This window comes from Pseudomonas sp. 1121_17 (genome assembly GCF_052850745.1).
The window spans coordinates 125,517-144,891 of sequence record NZ_VXCX01000003.1 but is presented as its reverse complement, the minus strand read 5'-3'; the positions used below and the strand labels follow the sequence as shown (position 1 = coordinate 144,891).

The 19,375-nt window shown below is 61.3% G+C and carries 19 protein-coding genes, 3 tRNA genes and 1 pseudogene; 8 read left to right on the top strand and 15 right to left on the bottom strand.

Annotation, left to right across the window (positions count from 1 at the left end):
* Positions 1–78: 78 nt before the first annotated feature.
* Positions 79–1,140 carry a recombinase RecA gene (recA, locus tag FW789_RS08175; RefSeq protein ID WP_101317346.1) on the top strand — a complete coding sequence of 354 codons (1,062 nt, stop codon included), beginning with the start codon at positions 79–81 and terminating at the stop codon, positions 1,138–1,140.
* Positions 1,141–1,143: 3 nt separating this feature from the next.
* Positions 1,144–1,614: a recombination regulator RecX gene (recX, locus tag FW789_RS08170; RefSeq protein ID WP_101317349.1), complete on the top strand. Its 471-nt coding sequence runs from the start codon at positions 1,144–1,146 to the stop codon at positions 1,612–1,614.
* 10 nt (positions 1,615–1,624) lie between these two features.
* Here the strand turns inward: recX and FW789_RS08165 are convergent, their stop codons facing one another.
* A complete protein-coding gene (locus FW789_RS08165) occupies positions 1,625–2,743 on the bottom strand; it encodes an LOG family protein (protein ID WP_103436350.1) in 1,119 nt (372 codons plus the stop codon).
* A 235-nt stretch (positions 2,744–2,978) separates the two neighbouring features.
* Between FW789_RS08165 and FW789_RS08160 the strand changes: the two are divergent.
* Positions 2,979–3,166 (top strand): annotated as a pseudogene (locus FW789_RS08160) (hypothetical protein).
* Between the two features lie 19 nt (positions 3,167–3,185).
* Here the strand turns inward: FW789_RS08160 and FW789_RS08155 are convergent.
* Positions 3,186–3,605 (bottom strand): quorum-sensing-regulated virulence factor family protein, encoded by a 420-nt coding sequence (locus tag FW789_RS08155; protein ID WP_103436351.1) that lies wholly within the window; start codon positions 3,603–3,605, stop codon positions 3,186–3,188.
* Between the two features lie 191 nt (positions 3,606–3,796).
* Between FW789_RS08155 and FW789_RS08150 the strand changes: the two genes are divergently transcribed.
* From FW789_RS08150 to FW789_RS08140, 3 genes are all read left to right on the top strand, one after another.
* The gene (locus FW789_RS08150; RefSeq protein ID WP_103436352.1) at positions 3,797–4,507 is read left to right on the top strand and encodes a tRNA-uridine aminocarboxypropyltransferase; all 711 of its coding nucleotides are present in this window, start codon (positions 3,797–3,799) and stop codon (positions 4,505–4,507) included.
* Between the two features lie 76 nt (positions 4,508–4,583).
* A complete protein-coding gene (erdR, locus tag FW789_RS08145) occupies positions 4,584–5,234 on the top strand; it encodes a response regulator transcription factor ErdR (RefSeq protein ID WP_103436353.1) in 651 nt (216 codons plus the stop codon).
* 72 nt (positions 5,235–5,306) lie between these two features.
* Complete coding sequence (locus tag FW789_RS08140) at positions 5,307–5,669, top strand: diacylglycerol kinase (protein WP_101317361.1); 363 nt, start codon at positions 5,307–5,309, stop codon at positions 5,667–5,669.
* Here FW789_RS08140 and finR read toward each other — a convergent pair.
* Positions 5,666–6,592, bottom strand: a complete 927-nt coding sequence (gene finR, locus FW789_RS08135) for a LysR family transcriptional regulator FinR (RefSeq protein ID WP_101317363.1) — start codon at positions 6,590–6,592, stop codon at positions 5,666–5,668. The genes FW789_RS08140 and finR overlap by 4 nt on opposite strands.
* Positions 6,593–6,713: 121 nt before the next feature.
* Here finR and fpr point away from each other — a divergent pair, with 121 nt between their 5' ends.
* On the top strand, positions 6,714–7,493 hold the full coding sequence (gene fpr, locus FW789_RS08130; RefSeq protein ID WP_103436354.1) for a ferredoxin-NADP reductase: 780 nt from the start codon (positions 6,714–6,716) through the stop codon (positions 7,491–7,493).
* Positions 7,494–7,568: 75 nt separating this feature from the next.
* Here fpr and tsaA read toward each other — a convergent pair whose 3' ends face one another.
* The 7 genes from tsaA to FW789_RS08095 all read right to left on the bottom strand — a co-directional run bounded on the left by tsaA (position 7,569) and on the right by FW789_RS08095 (position 12,294).
* Positions 7,569–8,264, bottom strand: coding sequence for a tRNA (N6-threonylcarbamoyladenosine(37)-N6)-methyltransferase TrmO (tsaA, locus tag FW789_RS08125; protein WP_101317367.1), 696 nt, complete (start codon positions 8,262–8,264; stop codon positions 7,569–7,571).
* Between the two features lie 6 nt (positions 8,265–8,270).
* The gene (locus tag FW789_RS08120; protein ID WP_103436355.1) at positions 8,271–8,732 is read right to left on the bottom strand and encodes a DUF1456 family protein; all 462 of its coding nucleotides are present in this window, start codon (positions 8,730–8,732) and stop codon (positions 8,271–8,273) included.
* 49 nt (positions 8,733–8,781) lie between these two features.
* Entirely contained in the window at positions 8,782–9,492 is a 711-nt protein-coding gene (locus tag FW789_RS08115) for an rRNA pseudouridine synthase (protein WP_186697731.1), read from the bottom strand.
* 79 nt (positions 9,493–9,571) lie between these two features.
* Positions 9,572–10,054 carry a GNAT family N-acetyltransferase gene (locus FW789_RS08110; protein ID WP_446431281.1) on the bottom strand — a complete coding sequence of 161 codons (483 nt, stop codon included), beginning with the start codon at positions 10,052–10,054 and terminating at the stop codon, positions 9,572–9,574.
* 88 nt (positions 10,055–10,142) lie between these two features.
* Complete coding sequence (rimO, locus tag FW789_RS08105; RefSeq protein ID WP_101317375.1) at positions 10,143–11,480, bottom strand: 30S ribosomal protein S12 methylthiotransferase RimO; 1,338 nt, start codon at positions 11,478–11,480, stop codon at positions 10,143–10,145.
* Between the two features lie 212 nt (positions 11,481–11,692).
* A complete protein-coding gene (locus FW789_RS08100; protein ID WP_207072546.1) occupies positions 11,693–11,980 on the bottom strand; it encodes a helix-turn-helix domain-containing protein in 288 nt (95 codons plus the stop codon).
* Positions 11,980–12,294, bottom strand: a complete 315-nt coding sequence (locus tag FW789_RS08095) for a hypothetical protein (RefSeq protein ID WP_207072547.1) — start codon at positions 12,292–12,294, stop codon at positions 11,980–11,982. The genes FW789_RS08100 and FW789_RS08095 overlap by 1 nt, the downstream gene beginning before the upstream one ends.
* A 257-nt stretch (positions 12,295–12,551) precedes the next feature.
* Between FW789_RS08095 and FW789_RS08090 the strand changes: the two genes are divergently transcribed.
* Entirely contained in the window at positions 12,552–14,450 is a 1,899-nt protein-coding gene (locus FW789_RS08090) for a potassium transporter Kup (RefSeq protein ID WP_446431280.1), read from the top strand.
* A gap of 34 nt (positions 14,451–14,484) precedes the next feature.
* On the opposite strand, the gene FW789_RS08085 is transcribed toward FW789_RS08090, so the two are convergent.
* The 5 genes from FW789_RS08085 to FW789_RS08065 all read right to left on the bottom strand — a co-directional run bounded on the left by FW789_RS08085 (position 14,485) and on the right by FW789_RS08065 (position 19,168).
* Positions 14,485–15,777 (bottom strand): virulence factor family protein, encoded by a 1,293-nt coding sequence (locus FW789_RS08085; RefSeq protein WP_446431279.1) that lies wholly within the window; start codon positions 15,775–15,777, stop codon positions 14,485–14,487.
* Positions 15,777–18,419, bottom strand: a complete 2,643-nt coding sequence (gene mprF / locus FW789_RS08080) for a bifunctional lysylphosphatidylglycerol flippase/synthetase MprF (RefSeq protein WP_446431278.1) — start codon at positions 18,417–18,419, stop codon at positions 15,777–15,779. The genes FW789_RS08085 and mprF overlap by 1 nt, the downstream gene beginning before the upstream one ends.
* Positions 18,420–18,670: 251 nt before the next feature.
* Positions 18,671–18,747: transfer RNA gene (locus FW789_RS08075), tRNA-Met, on the bottom strand.
* 134 nt (positions 18,748–18,881) lie between these two features.
* A tRNA-Met gene (locus tag FW789_RS08070) sits at positions 18,882–18,958 on the bottom strand.
* Between the two features lie 133 nt (positions 18,959–19,091).
* Positions 19,092–19,168, bottom strand: a tRNA-Met gene (locus FW789_RS08065).
* Positions 19,169–19,375: the final 207 nt, after the last annotated feature.

Sequence of the window (19,375 nt, the reverse complement as noted above, 5' to 3'; positions counted from 1 at the left end):
CGCGTTGCTGTGGAATAATACTGGCTACTTATACAGTTATTCGGGCCGTCAGGGCCAGTCGATCACGTGAGGATTTCAATGGACGACAACAAGAAGCGCGCCTTGGCTGCGGCCCTGGGTCAAATCGAACGTCAATTCGGTAAAGGCGCGGTCATGCGCATGGGCGATCAGGATCGCCAGGGCATGCCTGCTATTTCCACCGGCTCGCTGGGCCTGGACATCGCGCTGGGCATTGGCGGTCTGCCGAAAGGCCGTATCGTCGAAATCTACGGCCCAGAGTCTTCGGGTAAAACCACGCTGACCCTGTCGGTCATCGCTGAAGCGCAAAAAGCCGGCGCCACCTGCGCCTTCGTCGATGCCGAGCACGCGCTGGATCCAGAGTACGCTGGCAAGCTGGGCGTCAACGTCGAAGACTTGCTGGTCTCGCAGCCTGACACCGGCGAGCAAGCGCTGGAAATTACCGACATGCTGGTACGTTCCAACGCAGTAGACGTGATCATCATCGACTCCGTGGCAGCGCTGGTACCCAAGGCTGAAATCGAAGGCGAAATGGGTGACATGCACGTGGGGCTGCAGGCTCGTCTGATGTCTCAGGCACTGCGCAAGATCACCGGTAACATCAAGAACGCCAACTGCCTGGTCATCTTCATCAACCAGATCCGGATGAAGATCGGCGTGATGTTCGGCAGCCCTGAAACCACCACCGGTGGTAACGCGCTGAAGTTCTACGCTTCGGTACGTCTGGACATTCGCCGTACCGGCGCGGTCAAGGAAGGCGACGAAGTGGTCGGCAGCGAAACCCGCGTCAAGATCGTCAAGAACAAGGTTTCGCCGCCGTTCCGTCAGGCCGAATTCCAGATTCTGTACGGTAAGGGTATCTACCGTAACGGCGAGATCATCGACCTGGGCGTTGCCCACGGCATGATCGAGAAATCCGGTGCCTGGTACGCTTACCAGGGCAACAAGATCGGTCAGGGCAAGGCCAACGCTGCCAAGTACCTGCAAGACAACCCGGCCGTTGGTGCAGACCTCGAGAAGCAGATCCGCGACAAGCTGCTCAACCTGGGTGCTGTTGCCGCAGCCGGCAAAGCAGCCGCTGCTGCCGAGCCAGCGGGTGCCGACGCCGACGCAGAAGCTTGACCCATGCCCGCCGTACTCGACACCCCGGTTGCGGTTCGGCGGACAGCCATGGACCTGCTCGCGCGCCGCGAGCATGGTCGCGTGGAGCTGACGCGCAAGTTGCGTCAGCGCGGTGCTACAGATGACCTGATCGAGCCTGCGCTCGATCGGCTCACCGAAGACGGCTTACTCAGTGAAGCCCGTTATCTCGAGAGTTTCATAGCCTATCGTTCCAACGCCGGTTATGGCCCTGCACGTATTCGTGAAGAGCTTACCCAGCGTGGCCTCAACCGTGCTGATGTCGAGCAGGCCCTGCGTGACAGCGGGGTGAACTGGGCTTCACGGTTGCAGGATGTCTGGCAGCGCAAGTTTGCCGGGCAGCTCCCTCATGATCCGCGCACTCGCGCACAGCAAACCCGCTTTCTGGTCTACCGTGGCTTTGCCATGGACATGGTCGGCCGCCTGTTGAACGGCCGAGACCTGGACGACTACTGAATCTCCCTGGTCAACTGGCTTTCAGCGCTTGGCGAGCTCGTTGAGTGGTTTGAATCGGCTCTGGCCTGGCCCAGTTTTCGCTAAGGTTGATAAAGTCGATCAGCTCCCGCAAGCGTCCCTGGTCACGCCCGGTGAAGGCGAAGGTGAGCCGGGTCAGATGATCAAAGCTACCCACTTCGTGTTCTGCGCTGGCATCGGCTTGCTGCTGGAATGTGCCGCTCAGGCGTAGATCGGCAAATGCCTCCTGGGCGTCGAACAGTGCGGCCTCGCTGAGCGGGTTATGCATGCGAATGACGAATTGATTCTTCAGCCAGCGGCTGGAGTGGTAGTTGTTGTAGAACTGGGTGATCTCTTCCACCGCCTCGTCAGCGCTGTGCACCAGCCGCACCAACTTCAGGTCACGGGGCAGAATGTAGTGGTTCTCTTCAAGTTGCCGGCTGATAAACGCCAGGCAATCTCGCCAGAACGTCCCTCCGGGAGAGTCCAGCAGCACCACCGGCACCAATGGGCTTTTGCCGGTCTGGATCAGGGTCAGGACTTCCAGTGCCTCATCGAGCGTGCCGAAGCCGCCGGGGCAGAGCACCAAACCGTCCGCTTCCTTGACGAAGAACAGCTTGCGGATGAAGAAGAAGTGGAACGGCAGCAGTTTGTCGGTGCCATCGACGGTGGCATTGGCGTGTTGCTCGAAGGGCAGGGTGATATTGAATCCCAGGCTGTTCTCGGTGCCGGCACCCTCGTGCGCCGCAGCCATGATGCCGCCGCCGGCACCGGTGATCACCATCAGCTCATTGCGCGTCAGGCAGGCACCCAGCTCGCGGGCGAGTGCGTACATCGGGTGCTCCAGCGGCGTGCGCGCGGAGCCGAAGACCGTGACTTTGCGCCGACCACGGTAGCGCTCGAGGGTGCGGAAGGCGTGGTCGAGTTCGCGCAGGGCCTGCAGGGTGATCTTGGCGTTCCAGCGGTTGCTGTCGTCCTGTGCCATGCGCAGCACTGTCAGCATCATGTCGCGGTAGAGCGGTAGGTTGGCGCTGTTGGGAGCCACCTGTTGTAGCTGTAGGTCGATGTTGCTCAGATCGATGCCGCTGTCCTTGAAGTGGGTCAACAGAAGCTCGTTGGCTTGGTAGGGCATACAACTCCTCCTTGTGCAGCAGGACCTTCAGTGCCGGTTTCTGCCAGGCGGCGCATGGGCCGGGCTTGGCAAAATGGCACAAGGGCTGAATAACAATTTAGACGTTGTGGCGTGATCGTGCAGGAGCAGTCCGCTGGTCGGGGCGCGATCCACTGCCATGGCGATGCTGTTCACTTGAAGTGCGGGGCAGTCACTTGCAACCAGCAGCACAGCGCCAGGCGCGGGAGGTGGCCAGATGCATCGTTTGGTTATCGAAGTCGACCAGCAGCTATACCGGCTGCTGGAAAACGCTGCGCGCGCGCATCACTGGAGTCTGGAAGCCGAGTGATGCGCCGGTTGGGCGGCGCAGAAGGGCACTCGAGGTATCTGCAGGCGTTGCTGGCAGAGTTGCGCGCCGAAGACGAGCAGCGGCGCGCCAAGTGAGGCCGTCAGCAGCAGGCGATCACTTCTTCTTGTTGCCGGCCGTGCAGCTGGCAGCATCAAAGGCCTGGTCCATGACCGGACTGTTGCTCTTGTACACCGTGAAGCGGTAAACCAGCACCGCGCCTTTGGACAGCAACTGACGGTAGCCATTGTTGCGGCAGACGCTGTCACCCAGTTGGCTGCGCACCTGCTGCGGGTTGCTCTGCATGCGCTCGGCATGCTCCTGGCGTACGCTCAGGTGGTTGATCAGCGCTTTGCCTTCAACGGTGTAACCCTGATCGAGGATGTCTTCGTTGATAGCGCGAGGGGTGCCGACGCTGCTTTCCTTGGCGACCTTCTGCAACAACTGAGTCAGCTCATACTCTTGCTTGGACGCGGCCTGGGCTGCGAGGGGCAACATGAGCAGCAGGCTCAAGGTCGGGACGATAACACGCAGCATGGATCTCTCCTGATTCAATGACTGGCGCTTTGACCGGCACCTGCGGCTGGCGTTCCGTTGGCGCCGGGTGATCGATTATAAAGCGCGCAGGCGCTGCACGGCAAAACAGCGCTGCTCTGATAGACTGGCGCCTTCGATTTGTGCCGAGTTGTTGAAGTGATCATCGTTAACCTGTCCTGCGGCGTGGCCTCGTGAGCCACGCGGTGGCGCGGCTGCGCGCCGAGCGCCTGGCCCGTAGCGTCAAACCCTTTGTCGCCCGTGGTTCGCGCGCGGTGCGCTGCGCCCACTGCCGGGTCATTGCCAGTCACTGCCTGTGTGCGCTGAAGCCTACCGTCACGGCCGAGGCGGGGGTGTGCTTGCTGATGCATGACACCGAGCCGTTGAAACCGACCAACACCGGTTGGTTGATCGCTGATTTGATCGAAGACACCTCGGCCTTCGGCTGGCAGCGCACGGCAGTCGATCCCGCTTTGCTGGCGCTGCTGGAGCAGCCGCAGTGGCAACCCTACATCGTTTTCCCCGGCGAGTTCGTCGCCGAGCAGCGGGTCGTCAATGAGGTCAGCCTGCCGCCCGGCAAGCGTCCGCTGTTCATCCTGCTCGATGCAACCTGGACCGAAGCGCGCAAGATGTTCCGTAAAAGCCCGTATCTGGACCGCTTCCCGGTGCTCAGTCTCGAAGCCGAACAGATGTCGCGCTACCGCCTGCGCCGTTCCAAGCGCGATGATCACTTCTGCACTGCCGAAGTAGCGGCGATGTGTCTGGAGCTGGCGGGTGACGTGCGTGCGGCGCAAGCACTGGATGCCTATCTGGACGTGTTCAGCCTGCATTACCTGAGCGCCAAGCGGCATTTGCCGCTGGACCTGCAGGATGAACCGCATCTGCGCTTGCATACCTTCCTATAGTCCAAGGGGCAGCCGGCCGGGTTTGCGTCATAATGACGAGCACCGTGCCCCGGCACAGAACAGGATCGATTGATCGATGGCCACTTACGAAATCCTCATCGCTGATGACCACCCGCTGTTTCGCAGCGCCTTGCGCCAGGCGGTCACGCTGGGCCTGGGCCCGGACGTGCGGCTGGTCGAGGTGGCGAGCATCGCCGAGCTGGAAACCCACCTCAGCGACAAGTCCGACTGGGATCTGGTCCTGCTCGACCTGAACATGCCAGGCGCTTATGGCTTCTCCGGCCTGGTTCTGCTGCGCGGGCAGTATCCGCAGATTCCGGTAGTGATGGTCTCGGCCCAGGAAGAAGCGGCGGTGGTGGTCAAGTCGCGCGAGTTTGGCGCCAGTGGCTTCATTCCCAAGTCGAGCACCCTCGAGCAGATCCAGGACGCCGTGCAAAAAGTTCTTGATGGTGAGGTGTGGTGGCCGCCACAGGCCTTCGAGAAAGTCGATGTTTCGGCCGAAGCCAAAGCCGCCAGTGAAGGCCTGGCAAGCCTCACGCCGCAGCAGTTCAGGGTGCTTACCATGGTTTGCGAAGGTTTGCTGAACAAGCAGATTGCATACGAACTGAGCGTCTCCGAGGCGACCATCAAGGCCCACGTCACGGCGATCTTCCGCAAGCTCGGCGTGCGTACCCGGACCCAGGCCGCGCTGCTGCTGCAACAGCTTGAATCGGTTGCCAGCAATTAAAACTTGCGGCTTCACGCTTTTTTGACCCGGCTCCGGCTAGCCTTCTGGCCTTTTTCTCGTGAAGTGACACCCATGTCGCCATTCAAAGGCCAGACCGGCCTTAAACGTATCTTCAACGCCGCCGGCTATTCGCTGGATGGGCTGCGCGCGGCATTCAAAGGCGAAGCGGCCTTTCGCCAACTGGTGCTGCTCAATGTGGTGCTGGTGCCAACTGCCTTCTGGCTGCCGGTCAGCCGCGCCGAGCGGGCCATCATGATTGCCGTGTGCATGCTCGGGCTGATCGTCGAGCTGTTCAATTCGGCGATTGAGGCGGCCATCGACCGCATCTCGCTGGACCGCCACCCGCTATCGAAAAACGCCAAGGACATGGGTAGCGCTGCCCAGTTCGTGTCGCTGCTGATGGTGGCGCTGGTCTGGGGCGTGATCCTGCTCTAGGCAATCGGCGGCAGGACGATCTCGTCGCTGCGACGCACACCGGCGGTGAAGTTGCGGCACAGTTCAAGAAACTCGCGCATGGCTGAGGTCTGGTACTTCTGCTTGTGCCAGATGAAGTAGAACTGCCGCGACAGATCCAGCTCCGGTGTTTCCACGGCGACCAGGCTGCCACGGCGAAATGCATCGCGCAGGGCCAGCCGCGAGATACAACCAATACCCAGGCCGGACTCGACCGCGCGCTTGATCGCTTCGGTGTGTTCAAGCTCAAGGCGGATGTTCAGGTTTGCGCGGTGGTGGCGCATTTCCTGATCGAACGTCAGCCGCGTGCCCGAGCCCTGCTCGCGCAGGATCCATGCCTCCTGGGACAGTGTGGCAATGTCTGCCCGGCCAGCCTTGGCCAGTGGATGCTGCGGTGCGCAGAACACCACCAGCTCGTCCTCGACCCACGGTTGCACCTCAAGGTCGGGGTGATTGCAGTCACCTTCGATCAGACCCAGGTCAATTTCGTAGTGGGCAACCTGTTGCACAATGTGCGCAGTGTTCTGTACATGCAGTTTGACCTGGCTCTCCGGATGCATCTGCATGAAGCTGCCGATCAGCAAGGTTGCCAGGTAATTGCCGATGGTCAGGGTTGCCCCCACCGACAGCGAGCCGAAACCGGACTTGCCGTTGAGCAGGTCTTCGATTTCCTTGGCCTGATCGAGCAGAGCCACTGCCTGGGGCAGCAATTGGTGGCCCAGTGCATTGAGGCTCAGGCGTTTGCCGGCGCGGTCGAACAACTGGCAGCTAGACTGGCGCTCCAGTTCGGTCACCGAAGTACTGGCCGCCGACTGCGACAAGGCCAGTACGCCGGCGGCTTTGGACACGCTCTGGTGCTGGGCTACCGCGACAAAAACCTGCAGTTGGCGAAGTGTAAAACGCATATCTATATAACCGATAAGACATATCTTGATAATCAACTTAACAGATATCGTCGCTGCCCCTAAACTATTGCGTAACTGTGCGCTTGGTCCGCGCTGCGTCTTTCTTCAGGAGCCACCTTAGATGAGCAACATGAACCACGAACGTGTCCTCAGTGTTCACCACTGGAATGACACCCTGTTCAGCTTCAAGTGCACCCGCGATCCGGGCCTGCGCTTCGAGAACGGTCAGTTCGTGATGATCGGTCTGCAGCAAGAAACCGGCCGTCCGCTCATGCGCGCCTATTCGATTGCCTCGCCGAACTGGGAAGAGCATCTGGAGTTCTTCAGCATCAAGGTGCCGGATGGCCCGCTGACCTCGCAGCTGCAGCACCTCAAGGAAGGCGATGAGATCATCATCAGCAAAAAGCCTACCGGCACCCTGGTACTGGATGACCTGAACCCGGGCAAGCACCTGTACCTGCTCAGCACCGGCACTGGCCTGGCGCCGTTCATGAGCGTCATTCAGGACCCGGAAACCTACGAGCGCTTTGAAAAAGTGATCCTGGTTCACGGTGTGCGCTACGTGAATGAAGTCGCCTACCGCGAGTTCATCACCGAGCACCTGCCGCAGAACGAGTTCTTCGGTGAGGCGGTACGTGAGAAGCTGATCTACTACCCAACCGTTACCCGCGAGCCGTTTGAAAACGAAGGCCGCCTGACCGATCTGATGCGCAGCGGCAAGCTGTTCAGCGACATTGGCCTGCCACCGATCAATCCACAAGACGACCGTGCGATGATCTGCGGTAGCCCAAGCATGCTCGACGAAACCAGCGAAGTGCTCGACAGCTTCGGTCTGAAGGTGTCGGCGCGGATGCGCGAGCCGGGTGACTACCTGATCGAGCGCGCTTTCGTCGAGAAGTAAGGCGAGCGCGACAAAAAACGCAGACCGAGGTCTGCGTTTTTTTATGCCTGCGATTTGCCCGGTGGCCGCCTGCGGTCAGCTGTCGAGGGTGACTTCCAGCACTTGGATCCGGTCCAGTTGCGGGTAGTGCCAGCGTACCTGTACATCCCAGAACTTGACCCCGTAGACGCGCTCCGGTGGCGGTACCTGGTAGGCCGGGCGCGGGTCTTGGGCCAGACACTGCTCAATCAGCTCAACCAGCGGCTCACCCAGGCGCAGCGCGTGCTCACGGGCTTGCAGCAAGGCCGCGTCAGCCCAGGCCACGCTGATCGGTGCAGGCGCCGCGCTGGCCATCAGGTTGATCGCATCGCTGACGCAATCTGCGTAGGGCACGTACGGCTTGATATCCAGCACTGGCGTGCCGTCGAGCAGGTCGATCCCGGACAGCAACAAGCGCCCAGGTTCTACCCCCTCCAGGCGCACCACTGACTGGCCGATACCGTTGGGCCGATGCGTGGCGCGGGTGGCGAACACGCCCATGCTTTTGTTGCCGCCCAGACGGGGAGGGCGGACCTTGAGCCGTGGCTTGTCTTCCAGCGCCTGGTGAAACAGAAACAGCAGCCAGACATGGCTGACCTGCTCCAGGCCTGCCACCGCATCACCCTGATCGAACGGCGGCAACAGCTCGAGCACGCCACGCGCCGCCGGTGCCAGCTGAGGCTGGCGGGGGATGGCGAACTTCTCCTTGAAGCAGGAGCGGACAATGCCAACCGGCGCAACGCTATGCTGCATGCTCACTCAGCCGTGCACGCGCTGGGTCAGGCCCTTGAGGAAATTGCGCAGCAGTTGGTCGCCGCACGGGCGGTAATTGTCATGGCCAGCCTTGCGGAAGAGGGCGCTCAGCTCTGGCTTGGTCACCGGGAAGTCGACCGACTTCAGAATCGCGTGCATGTCGTCTTCTTTAAGCTCGAAGGCGACCCGCAGTTTTTTCAGGACGGCGTTGTTGGTCACCGGTACTTCGATCGGCTGCGGTGGGCGCGACTCGTCGCGGCCGCGTCGATGGATCACCAGGCCATCGAGGAAGTGCGCCATGACTGCGTCCGGGCAACGCACATAGCCTTCCTCTTCTTCTTTCTTCATGTAGCTTGCGACTTCGTCGGCGGACACCGTGAGGCCGGACAGGCCGACGATCTCGATGATCTTGGCGTCATTGACCTTGAGCATGTAGCGCAGGCTGCGCAGGACGTCATTGTGGTTCATTGTTGCAAATCCTGTTCAAAGCCGCGCCGAGCTGGCGCGGCGGTATTCCTTAGAAACGTTCGGTTGCGGCTACGTAGCGCCATTGGCCCAGCGGCAGCTTGCCCATCGATACACCACCGACGCGGATGCGGCGCATGCTGACGATCTCCAGCTTCAGGCTGGCGCACAGGTCGCTGATATCGCCGCGCTGCGGATTCTTCACAACCATGCGCAGGTGGGTTTCGTTCTGCCAGCTGGCCTTGGCCTTGGGCAGTTCGCGATCATTGCGCGACACGCCACGGGCAAGCCGCTCAAAGGCTTGTGGGGTGGCTTCGCCGCGCACCTCGATGATGAATTCCTGTTCGAGCTTGCGCAGGTCGCGTTCAATCTTGCCGCTGACCTTCCAGTCCTGGGTGAACAACTGCAAGCCGCTGACGCCGCGCTCCAGTGGCGCCATGCAGGTCAGCCGGGTGAAGTGGCTGTGCAACGGGCGCACATCCTGGCTGTGGGCTTCGCTGAGGGTGTCCATGACCATGCTCGCGCGGGCGCTCTCCGGGTCCATCCCGGCGGGTTGATTGAGCAGCAAGGTCACCAGTGCCGGCGCCTCGGCGCGGGCCCCTGGCAGCAGTGCGACTTGCTGGCCCTCGACCTTGAACTGGGGCTGCTCGACGACCACGCCATCCACCGTCACCCAGCCGCCTTCAATGTACTGCTCGGCCTCGCGGCGGGAGCAGCCGAGTTGCTCGATGAGGCGTTTGGACAGGCGTACGGGTTCAGACATGGAGACGATTCGCTAAAGGCAGATTAAGACCTGCCATTGTACCTGCCCGCGCGTTGTTGGGGGCCGGGAATCTGCTGCTTTAACGGTGTTTGTCAGCACCGTGGTCGCCACTGCGGTCGCGCAGACGAAGGTGCAGCAAGGGATACGGCTGACCGAGACCGTCCTGCTCCGAGCGTCCGATAATTGCAAAACCCTCGTGCAGGTAGAAGCCCAGCGCCTGCGGATTCTGCTCGTTGACGTCCAGATGGTCGGCGTTCAGTTCGCTGATGGCATGGCGCAGCAGGCGCTTGCCGACACCTTTGCCGCGGTGCTCGGGGCCGACGAAGAGCATGGCGACCTGACCATTGGCGACCCCGGCGTAGCCGAGAATGCGCTGACGCGCGTCCTTGCAGCAGATCAGCATGACCGCATCGAGGTACTTGGCCAGGATGTGATCGCGCAGCAGCACGATGTAGGCATCCGGGAGAAAGTCGTGGGTGGCGCGGACCGAAGCTTCCCAGACGCGGATCAGTTCCGGGTAGTCGCTGGCGCGAGGGGTTTGCAGGGTGAACAGGGCGGGCATCGCGGCAGTCTCTGGTGCTGATTGCAGAACCATAGATGCTTAGTGCAGGCTTTGCTGGTTGGGGCCACAATGCGGCCCCAAGCAATCGTCAGACCGGCTCGGCCCACATGTCGTACTCGTCGGCATCCACGATCCGGCAACGGACCTTGTCGCCCGGCTTGAAGCCATGATCACCATCGATGAACACGCTACCGTCGATCTCTGGGGCATCGAAGAAGCTGCGGCCAACCGAGCCTTGTTCTTCGACTTCGTCGATCAATACTTCGATCTCACGACCGATGCGCAGTTGCAGCCGGGCGGCACTGATCGCTTGCTGATGGGCCATGAAGCGGTCCCAGCGGTCCTGTTTGATGTCATCCGGCACTTCATCCAGGCCCAGGTCGTTGGCCGGCGCGCCTTCGACCGGCGAGTACTGGAAGCAGCCGACGCGGTCGAGCTGAGCTTCGGTCAGCCAGTCGAGCAGGTACTGGAAGTCTTCTTCGGTCTCGCCCGGAAAGCCGACAATGAACGTTGAGCGGATCACCAGCTCAGGGCACTGCTCGCGCCAGTTCTTGATCCGCGCCAGGGTGCGGTCTTCGAACGCCGGGCGCTTCATCGACTTGAGCACTTTCGGGCTGGCGTGCTGGAACGGGATGTCCAGGTACGGCAGCAGCTTGCCAGCGGCCATCAGCGGAATCACGTCGTCGACGTTCGGGTATGGATACACGTAGTGCAGACGCACCCAAACGCCCAGGCTGCTCAGCGCTTCGCACAGCTCGAGCATGCGTGTCTTGACCGGGCGGCCGTTCCAGAAATCGGTCTTGTACTTGACATCGACGCCGTAGGCGCTGGTGTCCTGGGAGATCACCAGCAGCTCCTTGACCCCGGCCTTGACCAGGCGCTCGGCCTCGCTCAGCACGTCACCTACCGGGCGGCTGACCAGCTTGCCGCGCATCGACGGGATGATGCAGAAGCTGCAGCTGTGGTTACAGCCTTCGGAGATCTTCAGGTAAGCGTAATGACGCGGGGTCAGCTTGACGCCTTGCGGTGGCACCAGGTCGATCAGCGGATTGTGGTCCTGGCGCGGTGGCACGACTTCATGCACGGCGTTGACCACCTGCTCGTACTGCTGCGGACCGGTGACCGACAGCACGCTTGGGTGCACGTCTCGAATGTTGCCCTCGGCGACGCCCATGCAGCCGGTAACGATGACCTTGCCATTGGCTTTGATCGCTTCGCCGATCACTTCCAGCGACTCGGCCTTGGCGCTGTCGATGAAGCCGCAGGTGTTGACCACCACGACGTCGGCGTCCTCGTAGGTCGGCACGACTTCATAGCCTTCCATGCGCAGCTGGGTGAGGATGCGTTCGGAGTCGACCAGAGCCTTGGGGCAGCCGAGCGAAACGAATCCTACCTTGGGCACGGTAGAAGCAGGGGTGGTGGACATAGCTAACCTCGGTATTGAATGCGGCTGCAGCGCCGGTGGCGCAGCAATCGTGACGGGCGCTAGCGGCGCCTCTGATCAAAAAGTGCGCAATTCTAGCGAGCACAAGGTCGCTTGACCAGCAGAAATACGACGAACGCTGCGCTATGTTTCGCTAAGGAACGTGATGGCCAAATTTCCGCGCCCGGCAGCGTCGCAGGTACTGCGGCTTTTGATTAGCTCAGCGCGGCAAGTACATGCTCTGGATCGTTGTGAATTGCTCGAAGCAAGGCGCGAGCGGGGCCTTCAGGCTCGCGACGACCTTGCTCCCAATTCCTCAGGGTTCCTATGGCGACGTCGATACGTTTGGCGAACGCAGCCTGAGAAAGGCCAGTGGCCTGACGTATTTTTTTGACTTGAACCGCATCCACATGGAATTCACGCGATGGCTGACGCTCACCGCGATCGATCTCATCCATCTGAGTCATGCTTTCTACAAGACGATCGAAGAGATTTTTTTCCATTATTTCCACCCTTTGTTAAGTGCGCGAAGCTGTGCTTTCTGGCTGCTGGTCAAGGTATCCAGGATGCCCTTGCGATAGATCAGGATCATCCTTATCTGATGCGCCGCAGTGACATGGTAATAGATGACACGCACGCCCCCACGCTTGCCTTTGCCCTTGGCAGCCCAGCGAATTTTCCTGAGCCCTCCGGTCTCCTCCATGAGAGCACCGGCTTCCGGATATTCGGCTAGATAGCTCTGCAACGTTCGGTATTCTTCATCTTCCAGATGCTCCTTCAGGTCGGAGGTGAAAACTGGGGTTTCGATGAAGATCATGCAATCCCCTGGTGTGCGTCATTGGCGTAGTTTGGATGATAGGGATTGCCTGGGCTTTGCACAAGTCGCCATTTGTCCTCTCGCTAGTACAGCATCGGATCGAAAGCGTGCAGTTCCAGTCAGCACAAGGTCGCTTGACCAGCAGAAATACGACGAACGCTGCGCTATGCTTCGCGCCATTGCAGCGAGGTCCATGTTGGACCTGGTTGCGGGTTCGAATTCTATCGGTCCGATGTGGCCGTCTGCGGGAGTGGTCGATGGTTCAGGCAAGCAGTCACGGCCAAGCGGGGCAAGGGGTAGCGCGCCCGATTGGCCTGCTGGTGGCAGCTGTTGGGGTGGTCTATGGCGATATCGGCACCAGCCCGTTGTATACGCTCAAGGAAGTGTTTTCCGGCGGCTACGGGGTGCCGGTCAACCATGATGGTGTGCTCGGCATCCTGTCGTTGATCTTCTGGTCGCTGATCTGGGTGGTGTCATTCAAGTATGTGACGTTCATTCTGCGTGCCGACAACCAGGGCGAGGGCGGCATCATGGCCCTCACCGCGTTGGCCACGCGGGCATCAGCGCCTTACCCGAAACTGCGCATCGTCATGATCGGCTGCGGCCTGGTCGGTGCGTCGCTGTTCTATGGCGACAGCTTGATCACCCCGGCGGTATCGGTGTTGTCGGCGGTCGAGGGCATGGGGCTGGCGTTCGACGGCATCGACCACTGGGTGGTACCGATTGCCGTGGTGGTGCTGGTGGCGCTGTTTCTGGTGCAAAAGCACGGTACGGCCAAGATCGGCATCCTGTTCGGGCCGGTGATGGTGCTCTGGTTCGCGGTGCTGGCGCTGCTCGGCCTGCATGGCATCGTGCAGAGCCCGGAGGTGATCAAGGCGCTGAACCCGGCCTGGGCGGTCAACTTCTTCGTGGTGCATCCGGGCATGGGTGTGGCCATTCTCGGCGCGGTGGTGCTGGCGCTGACTGGCGCCGAGGCGCTGTATGCCGACATGGGCCACTTTGGCCGCAAACCGATTGCCCGCGCCTGGTTCATCCTGGTGCTGCCGGCCCTGGTGCTGAACTACTTCGGGCAGGGCGCGTTGCTGCTGCAAGACCCTGAAGCGGCGCGCAATCCGTTCTATCTGCTGGCGCCGAGCTGGGCGCTGTTGCCGTTGGTCGGCTTGTCCACCCTGGCCACGGTGATCGCTTCCCAAGCCGTGATTTCTGGAGCTTTCTCGTTGACGCGCCAGGCGATTCAGCTCGGTTATATCCCGCGCATGCAGATCCAGCACACCTCCAGCGACGAGCAGGGCCAGATCTACATTGGTGCGGTGAACTGGGCGCTGATGATCGGCGTTGTGCTGCTGGTCATCGGCTTTGAATCATCCGGCGCGCTGGCTGCGGCCTACGGCGTAGCGGTGACCGGTACCATGCTGATGACCACACTGCTGGTGGCGACGGTGATGCTGTTGTTGTGGAAATGGCCGCCACTGCTGGCAGTGCCGATCCTGATCGGCTTCCTGTTGGTCGATGGGCTGTTCTTTGCCGCCAACCTGCCCAAGGTAGTGCAGGGCGGCGCCTTCCCGGTATTGGCAGCGATTGCCTTGCTGTTGTTGATGACGACCTGGAAGCGCGGCAAGCAGATCCTCGTGGAGCGCATTGACGAAGCCGCGCTGCCGCTGCCGATCTTCATCAGCAGCATCCGCGTGCAGCCGCCGCATCGGGTCGAAGGCACTGCGGTGTTTTTGACCGCGCGGCCAGACGCCGTGCCTCATGCGCTGTTACACAACATGCTGCATAACCAGGTTCTGCATCGTCAGGTGGTGTTGTTGACGGTAGTCAGCGAAGACCGGCCGCGGGTGCCGGAGCAAGAGCGCTTCGAGGTCGAAGCCTATGGCGACGGGTTCTTCCGGGTGCTGCTGCACTTTGGCTTCATGGACGAGCCTGACGTGCCGCAGGCACTGCGCTTGTGCCATCTGGACGAACTGGACTTCAGCCCGATGCGCACCACCTACTTCCTCAGCCGCGAGACTGTGATCGCCTCACGCCTGGAAGGCATGGCGCGCTGGCGCGGGGCGTTGTTCGCATTCTTGCTGAAGAACGCCAACGGCAACCTGCGCTTTTTCAACCTGCCGTTGAACCGGGTGATCGAACTGGGCACTCAGGTCGAGATTTAAGTAACCGGGGCCGCAATGCGGCCCCGGTTACTACTCAGTTCTGTTCAGCTACGTTGGTTTTGCCCTGGCGCGTCTCGATCTCGCCGATCAGGCGCTTGGCCAGTGCCGGGTAGTTCTCATCGAAGTGGTGGCCACCCGGCAGTTTCAGGCGCTCGCCAACGGCCGTGTGCTCGGTGCAGCCGCTCTCGTCGGCTTCTTCGACGCCATAGATGCACACGACCTTGGCCGCAGGCATACGGGCCATTTCCGGGCCCGTCGGTGCTTCCTGACCTTCTTTGCCCAGCCAGCCTTCGACTTCGATCTCGAAACTGCCGCTGCGGGCAAACGCCAGCAGGATCACCGCATCCACGCGCTGCTGATCTTCTGCTGGCAGGCGGTTGTAGATCGCCGGCAGTACGTCGGCGCCGAACGAATAGCCGGTCAGGACAAAGCGCTTGGTGCCCCACTTTTGCCGGTAGTGCTGCATCAGTTCGGACAAGTCGATGGCGCTTTGTTCCGGGGTCTTGTGCTGCCAGTAATAGCGCAGCGTGTCGATGCCGACCACCGGATAGCCGAGTTTGGCCATTTCGCCTGCTACATCGCGGTCAAGGTCGCGCCAGCCCCCGTCACCAGAAAGGAACAGGGTTACGGTATCAGTGGTTTGCCCGGCAGGCACTTCCACCACCGGGATGCTCAGCGCGTTGCCGTCGTGGCCGACCAGAACCTGGGTCAGCTGACCCTTGAGCACCTGCGGCAGATGGATGTCGTAGTCGCTGATGCTGGTTTCGGCGTTGCTTTGATCACGGACGAAGGCGGCACTGGCGTCATCCGGGTTGTCGTTCCAGGCGACATTCCAGTGGCCATGGGCAGCGCTTTTTGGTAGTGCCGGGCAGCCGGGTTGCTCAAGCTTGAAGTCGACCGAGATGGCGCGGGCCTTGTCATCGGTCTGGCTGGACAGCCAGCGCCAGGCTTGCGCTGCGCCAGGGCCGATGCCGGCAACCACGGTCGGTGCGCCGCCCAGATGGCTGATGGCCTGATCCAGCGCCTGTTGCTGCTTGGCGCAATCGGCGGGTGGTAAGATCACCTGTACCAGTTGCGCTTCGCCGGCCTGGCTCAGGTCGAGCAGTTGCTTGTCGCTGAGCGCCTGATCTTCAGGCACGCCAATCGCTACGCGGGTTTTGACGGTGACTGCAGGTGTGGCTAGAACCAGGCTGCTGCCATCGGTCAGGGTCAGGTGCTCGACCTGAGCCTCCGGCGTCGGCCGGGTCCACAACCAGAACCACACGGCGGCGCCCGCCAGGGCAAGCAACAAAGCGATCAACAGGTAGTGCCAATAGCGTCGAATCATCAGCGTTTCACCAATCCAGTCAGGCCGCCAGCGATCAGGGCGGCAGTGTCAGCCAATGCCACCAGCGGGTCCAGCCCGGCTGGCACGGCCATGTAACGAGGTTCCCAGTCTGGCTGGAACTTGTCCTTGAAACGGCGCAGCCCCTGGAAGTTGTACAGCTGCTCGCCGCGCTGGAACACCAGCGAACCCAGGCGCTGGGTCAGCGGTGCGCCACGTCGCGGCTGCAGGCCGGAGAGCGGGACCATGCCCAGGCTGAAACGCCCGTAGCCATGGTTTTTGTAGTGCAGGATCAAGCCGATCATCATGAACTCCATGGTCAGCTTCGGCGCTTCAGGGTGCGCGCGCATCAAGTCGAGGCTGGCCAGCTCCAGGCTGAGTGTCTCGAGCAGGTTGGCGAACGCCACCGGGCGACCCTGGAAGCGGATCAGGGCGATGCGGAAGTGCTGCAGATAGTCCGGGCTGAACCGGCCCAGCGAAAAGCCTTTCTCGCGCACGTTCTTGCCGCTGAGCCAGGCGTCCGAGATTTCCTTGAGCTCGTCCAGTGGTGCTTGGCCAGGTTCGTGTACTTCCAGGCTCAAGCCATCGCGGCCACCGCGGTTCCAGGTGTAGCGCAGGTCTTTCATCTCCTTGCCTTTGGCTTCCAGATCGAAGCGGCGCAGATCGACCCGCGCTTCTTCGCCAAGCTTGAGCGCGGTCAGGCCGATGTCCATATAGAAGGGCAGGTTCTCGGCGCGCACCTGGTAGAACACCGGGCGGGCGTGGTGCACGTCGCACAGGTCACGGAACTGCCAGATCATCTCGGCGCGCTCCTGAGCCGGGCCGATCGGGTCGTACAGCGCGACCAGGCTACGGCCACGGCGGGCATACATGATGAAAGCGTTGTCGTTGGGGTGGAACAGCAGCGCCTTGTCGCCGGTCAGGGCCAGGCCGCCGTCTGGTTGATCGGATGCCAGGAGGATCTGCCGGGCCCGCTCCAGCTCATCGGCGGTCGGCAGATGGATCACCGGCCGCGCCGTGCGCAGCAACCAGGTCAGGGCGACGAACACCAACAGCACCGCGCTGCCCATGGCGGCGCGCAGGCCGCGTGGGGCGTCGGCATCGAGAGTGAACTGCCACCACAGCTGATGGCTATAGGGCACGTCCTGATAAGCGAACAGCAGCAGCCAGATCGAGGCGCCGATAACGCAGGCACTGGCGACCAGATACACCGGCGAAAACGGCAGCTCGAGCAGGCGGCTCGGCCGGTAGAACGAGCGTCGGAACACCGCCAGCAGGACTGCGGTGAACGTCAGCACGCAGGCTTCTTCCCAGTCGAAGCCTTTCAGCAGCGACAGCAGCGCGCCCACCAAGAGCAAAACCGTGGTCAGCAACCAGGCAGCGGACAGACGTCGGCGCAGGCCCTGGGCCAGCAGCAGGCAAAGCACGCCGATCAGGCTGGCACCGAAGTGCGAGGCGTCGATCAGTCGGTGCGGTACCAGAAAGCCCATGTGCTCCAGGCGCGTGTCGATCTCCGGTGTGGCGCCGGAAAACAGCAGCACCACGCCGGACAGAAACACCAGAATCGCCAGCACTGGTGCAGCCAGCCCGGAAGCGGCCTTCAGTGCCTGCTGGGCGAACAGCAAGCGGCGGGCTTCGTTGGCCAGCAGCAGAACGCAGGCCAGCAGCAGCGGCAACACCACATAGATCAAGCGGTATAACAATAAGGCTGCGGCCAGTGGGGCCGCGCCAAGCTGGTCGGCAAAAGCGGCCAGCAGGATCGCTTCAAACACACCAACGCCACCCGGCACATGGCTGAGCACGCCCGCTGCCAGTGCCAGCAGGTACACCAGCACAAACGCACCAAACGGCGGCGCCTCAGGCAGCAGCAGATACAAAACAGTGGCGGCAGCCGCAACATCAAGTGCGGTGATCAGCAGTTGCAGGCCGGTCAGGCGCGCGCCGGGCAGGCGCAGCGTGCGCCGACCGAGCTTGACCAGCAGGCTGTCAGCCAGCGGCTGCTCGGCCAACCGGCGCCGATAGAGGCCGGCGACCAGCAGTGCACTCAGCATCAGTACCGCAATGGCGATAACCGCCAATACGCCGGCCGGCATGCGCAAGGCGGTTGCTGCCGCAGGCAAGTTGCTCAGCGTTGCCAATGCTGCCAAAGGGGGCAGGGCGCAGCCCAGCGACAGGCTGGCGAATACCGTCATCCGTGCCACTTCACCGGCACCCAGACCATGGCGGGCATACAGCCGATAACGCACCGAGCCACCCGACAGTATCGACAGGCCAATGGCATTACCAATGGCGAACGCACTGAAACCGCCCAGCACCAGGGTTGCGGCTGGCAGCTTAACGGCGGCGTAGCGGCTGGCAGACCATTCATAACCAAGCAGGATCACGAAGCCGGCCACGGTCGCTAGCAATGCAGCGAGCATGGCCTGCTTAGGCACGCTGAGAATGGCGTCGTGCAGCGCATAGATATCCAGCTCACTGAGCAGGTGACGACACGCAATCAAGGCCATGCCGAACAACAGCAGGGTCAGTACCAGAACGATCGGTTGCCGATACCGGCTCAGCCGCTCGAGCCAGGGCAGGCGTTGGGCAGCCACCGGCAGCGCCGCGGTGAGTGGCGTCTGGGGATCAGGGGTATGGGCGGTCATGAGTTGCCTCGGGCCAACAGCGCGAGGTGGGAGAAAGGTGCGGCCAAGTGGAAGTCCCTTAGGAAAACGTATCCGGATATTACTCCTGCCGGAGGCGCTTGCAGCGGTCCGACGGGGTTAAAGATAGTTCATCCATTAGGGCTGGCGAGGGTGTGGCAAAAGGCGAGGGCAGGCTGATCGGGGATTTTCAGAACCCCAGAAACAACAAACCCCGCACTGTTTAAAACAGTGCGGGGTTTGTTCTGACGATTTGGTTGCGGGAGCCGGATTTGAACCGACGACCTTCGGGTTATGAGCCCGACGAGCTACCAGACTGCTCCATCCCGCGTCAGTGGGGCGCATTCTACGCATTACTGGCACGAGGTCAAGTCTTCAACGCTGATGCAGCGTAAATAACTTAAAAAGCACAATGCGCAGACGAAAAAAATGGCCGCTGTTTTCACAGTGGCCATTTTTTCTGTTTGGTTGCGGGAGCCGGATTTGAACCGACGACCTTCGGGTTATGAGCCCGACGAGCTACCAGACTGCTCCATCCCGCGTCTGTGGGGTGGACTATACCCTGATTCGCGCTGATGTCAAGCTTACCCTTTGATTTAGAACAAATTATTTCAGGACAGCTTTATTTGAAGCAAAGAAAAAGGCCACTGTTTGCACAGTGGCCTTTTCTATATTTGGTTGCGGGAGCCGGATTTGAACCGACGACCTTCGGGTTATGAGCCCGACGAGCTACCAGACTGCTCCATCCCGCGTCTGTGGGGTGGATTCTACTCCCTGGCGCTGCGCAGTCAAGCTATTTCTCAGGGAAATCCTTTTCTGTTCAATCTGTTAGCGTGTCAATTAAGTGCCGGGCTCAGCAACGGCGGGCATTCCAGGCCAATTATCGAATAGCGCGGTGTGCACGGTGTCAGCGCGTGGCGGTTACGGTAATATCTGTATGAATTTACAGTACTGACGGT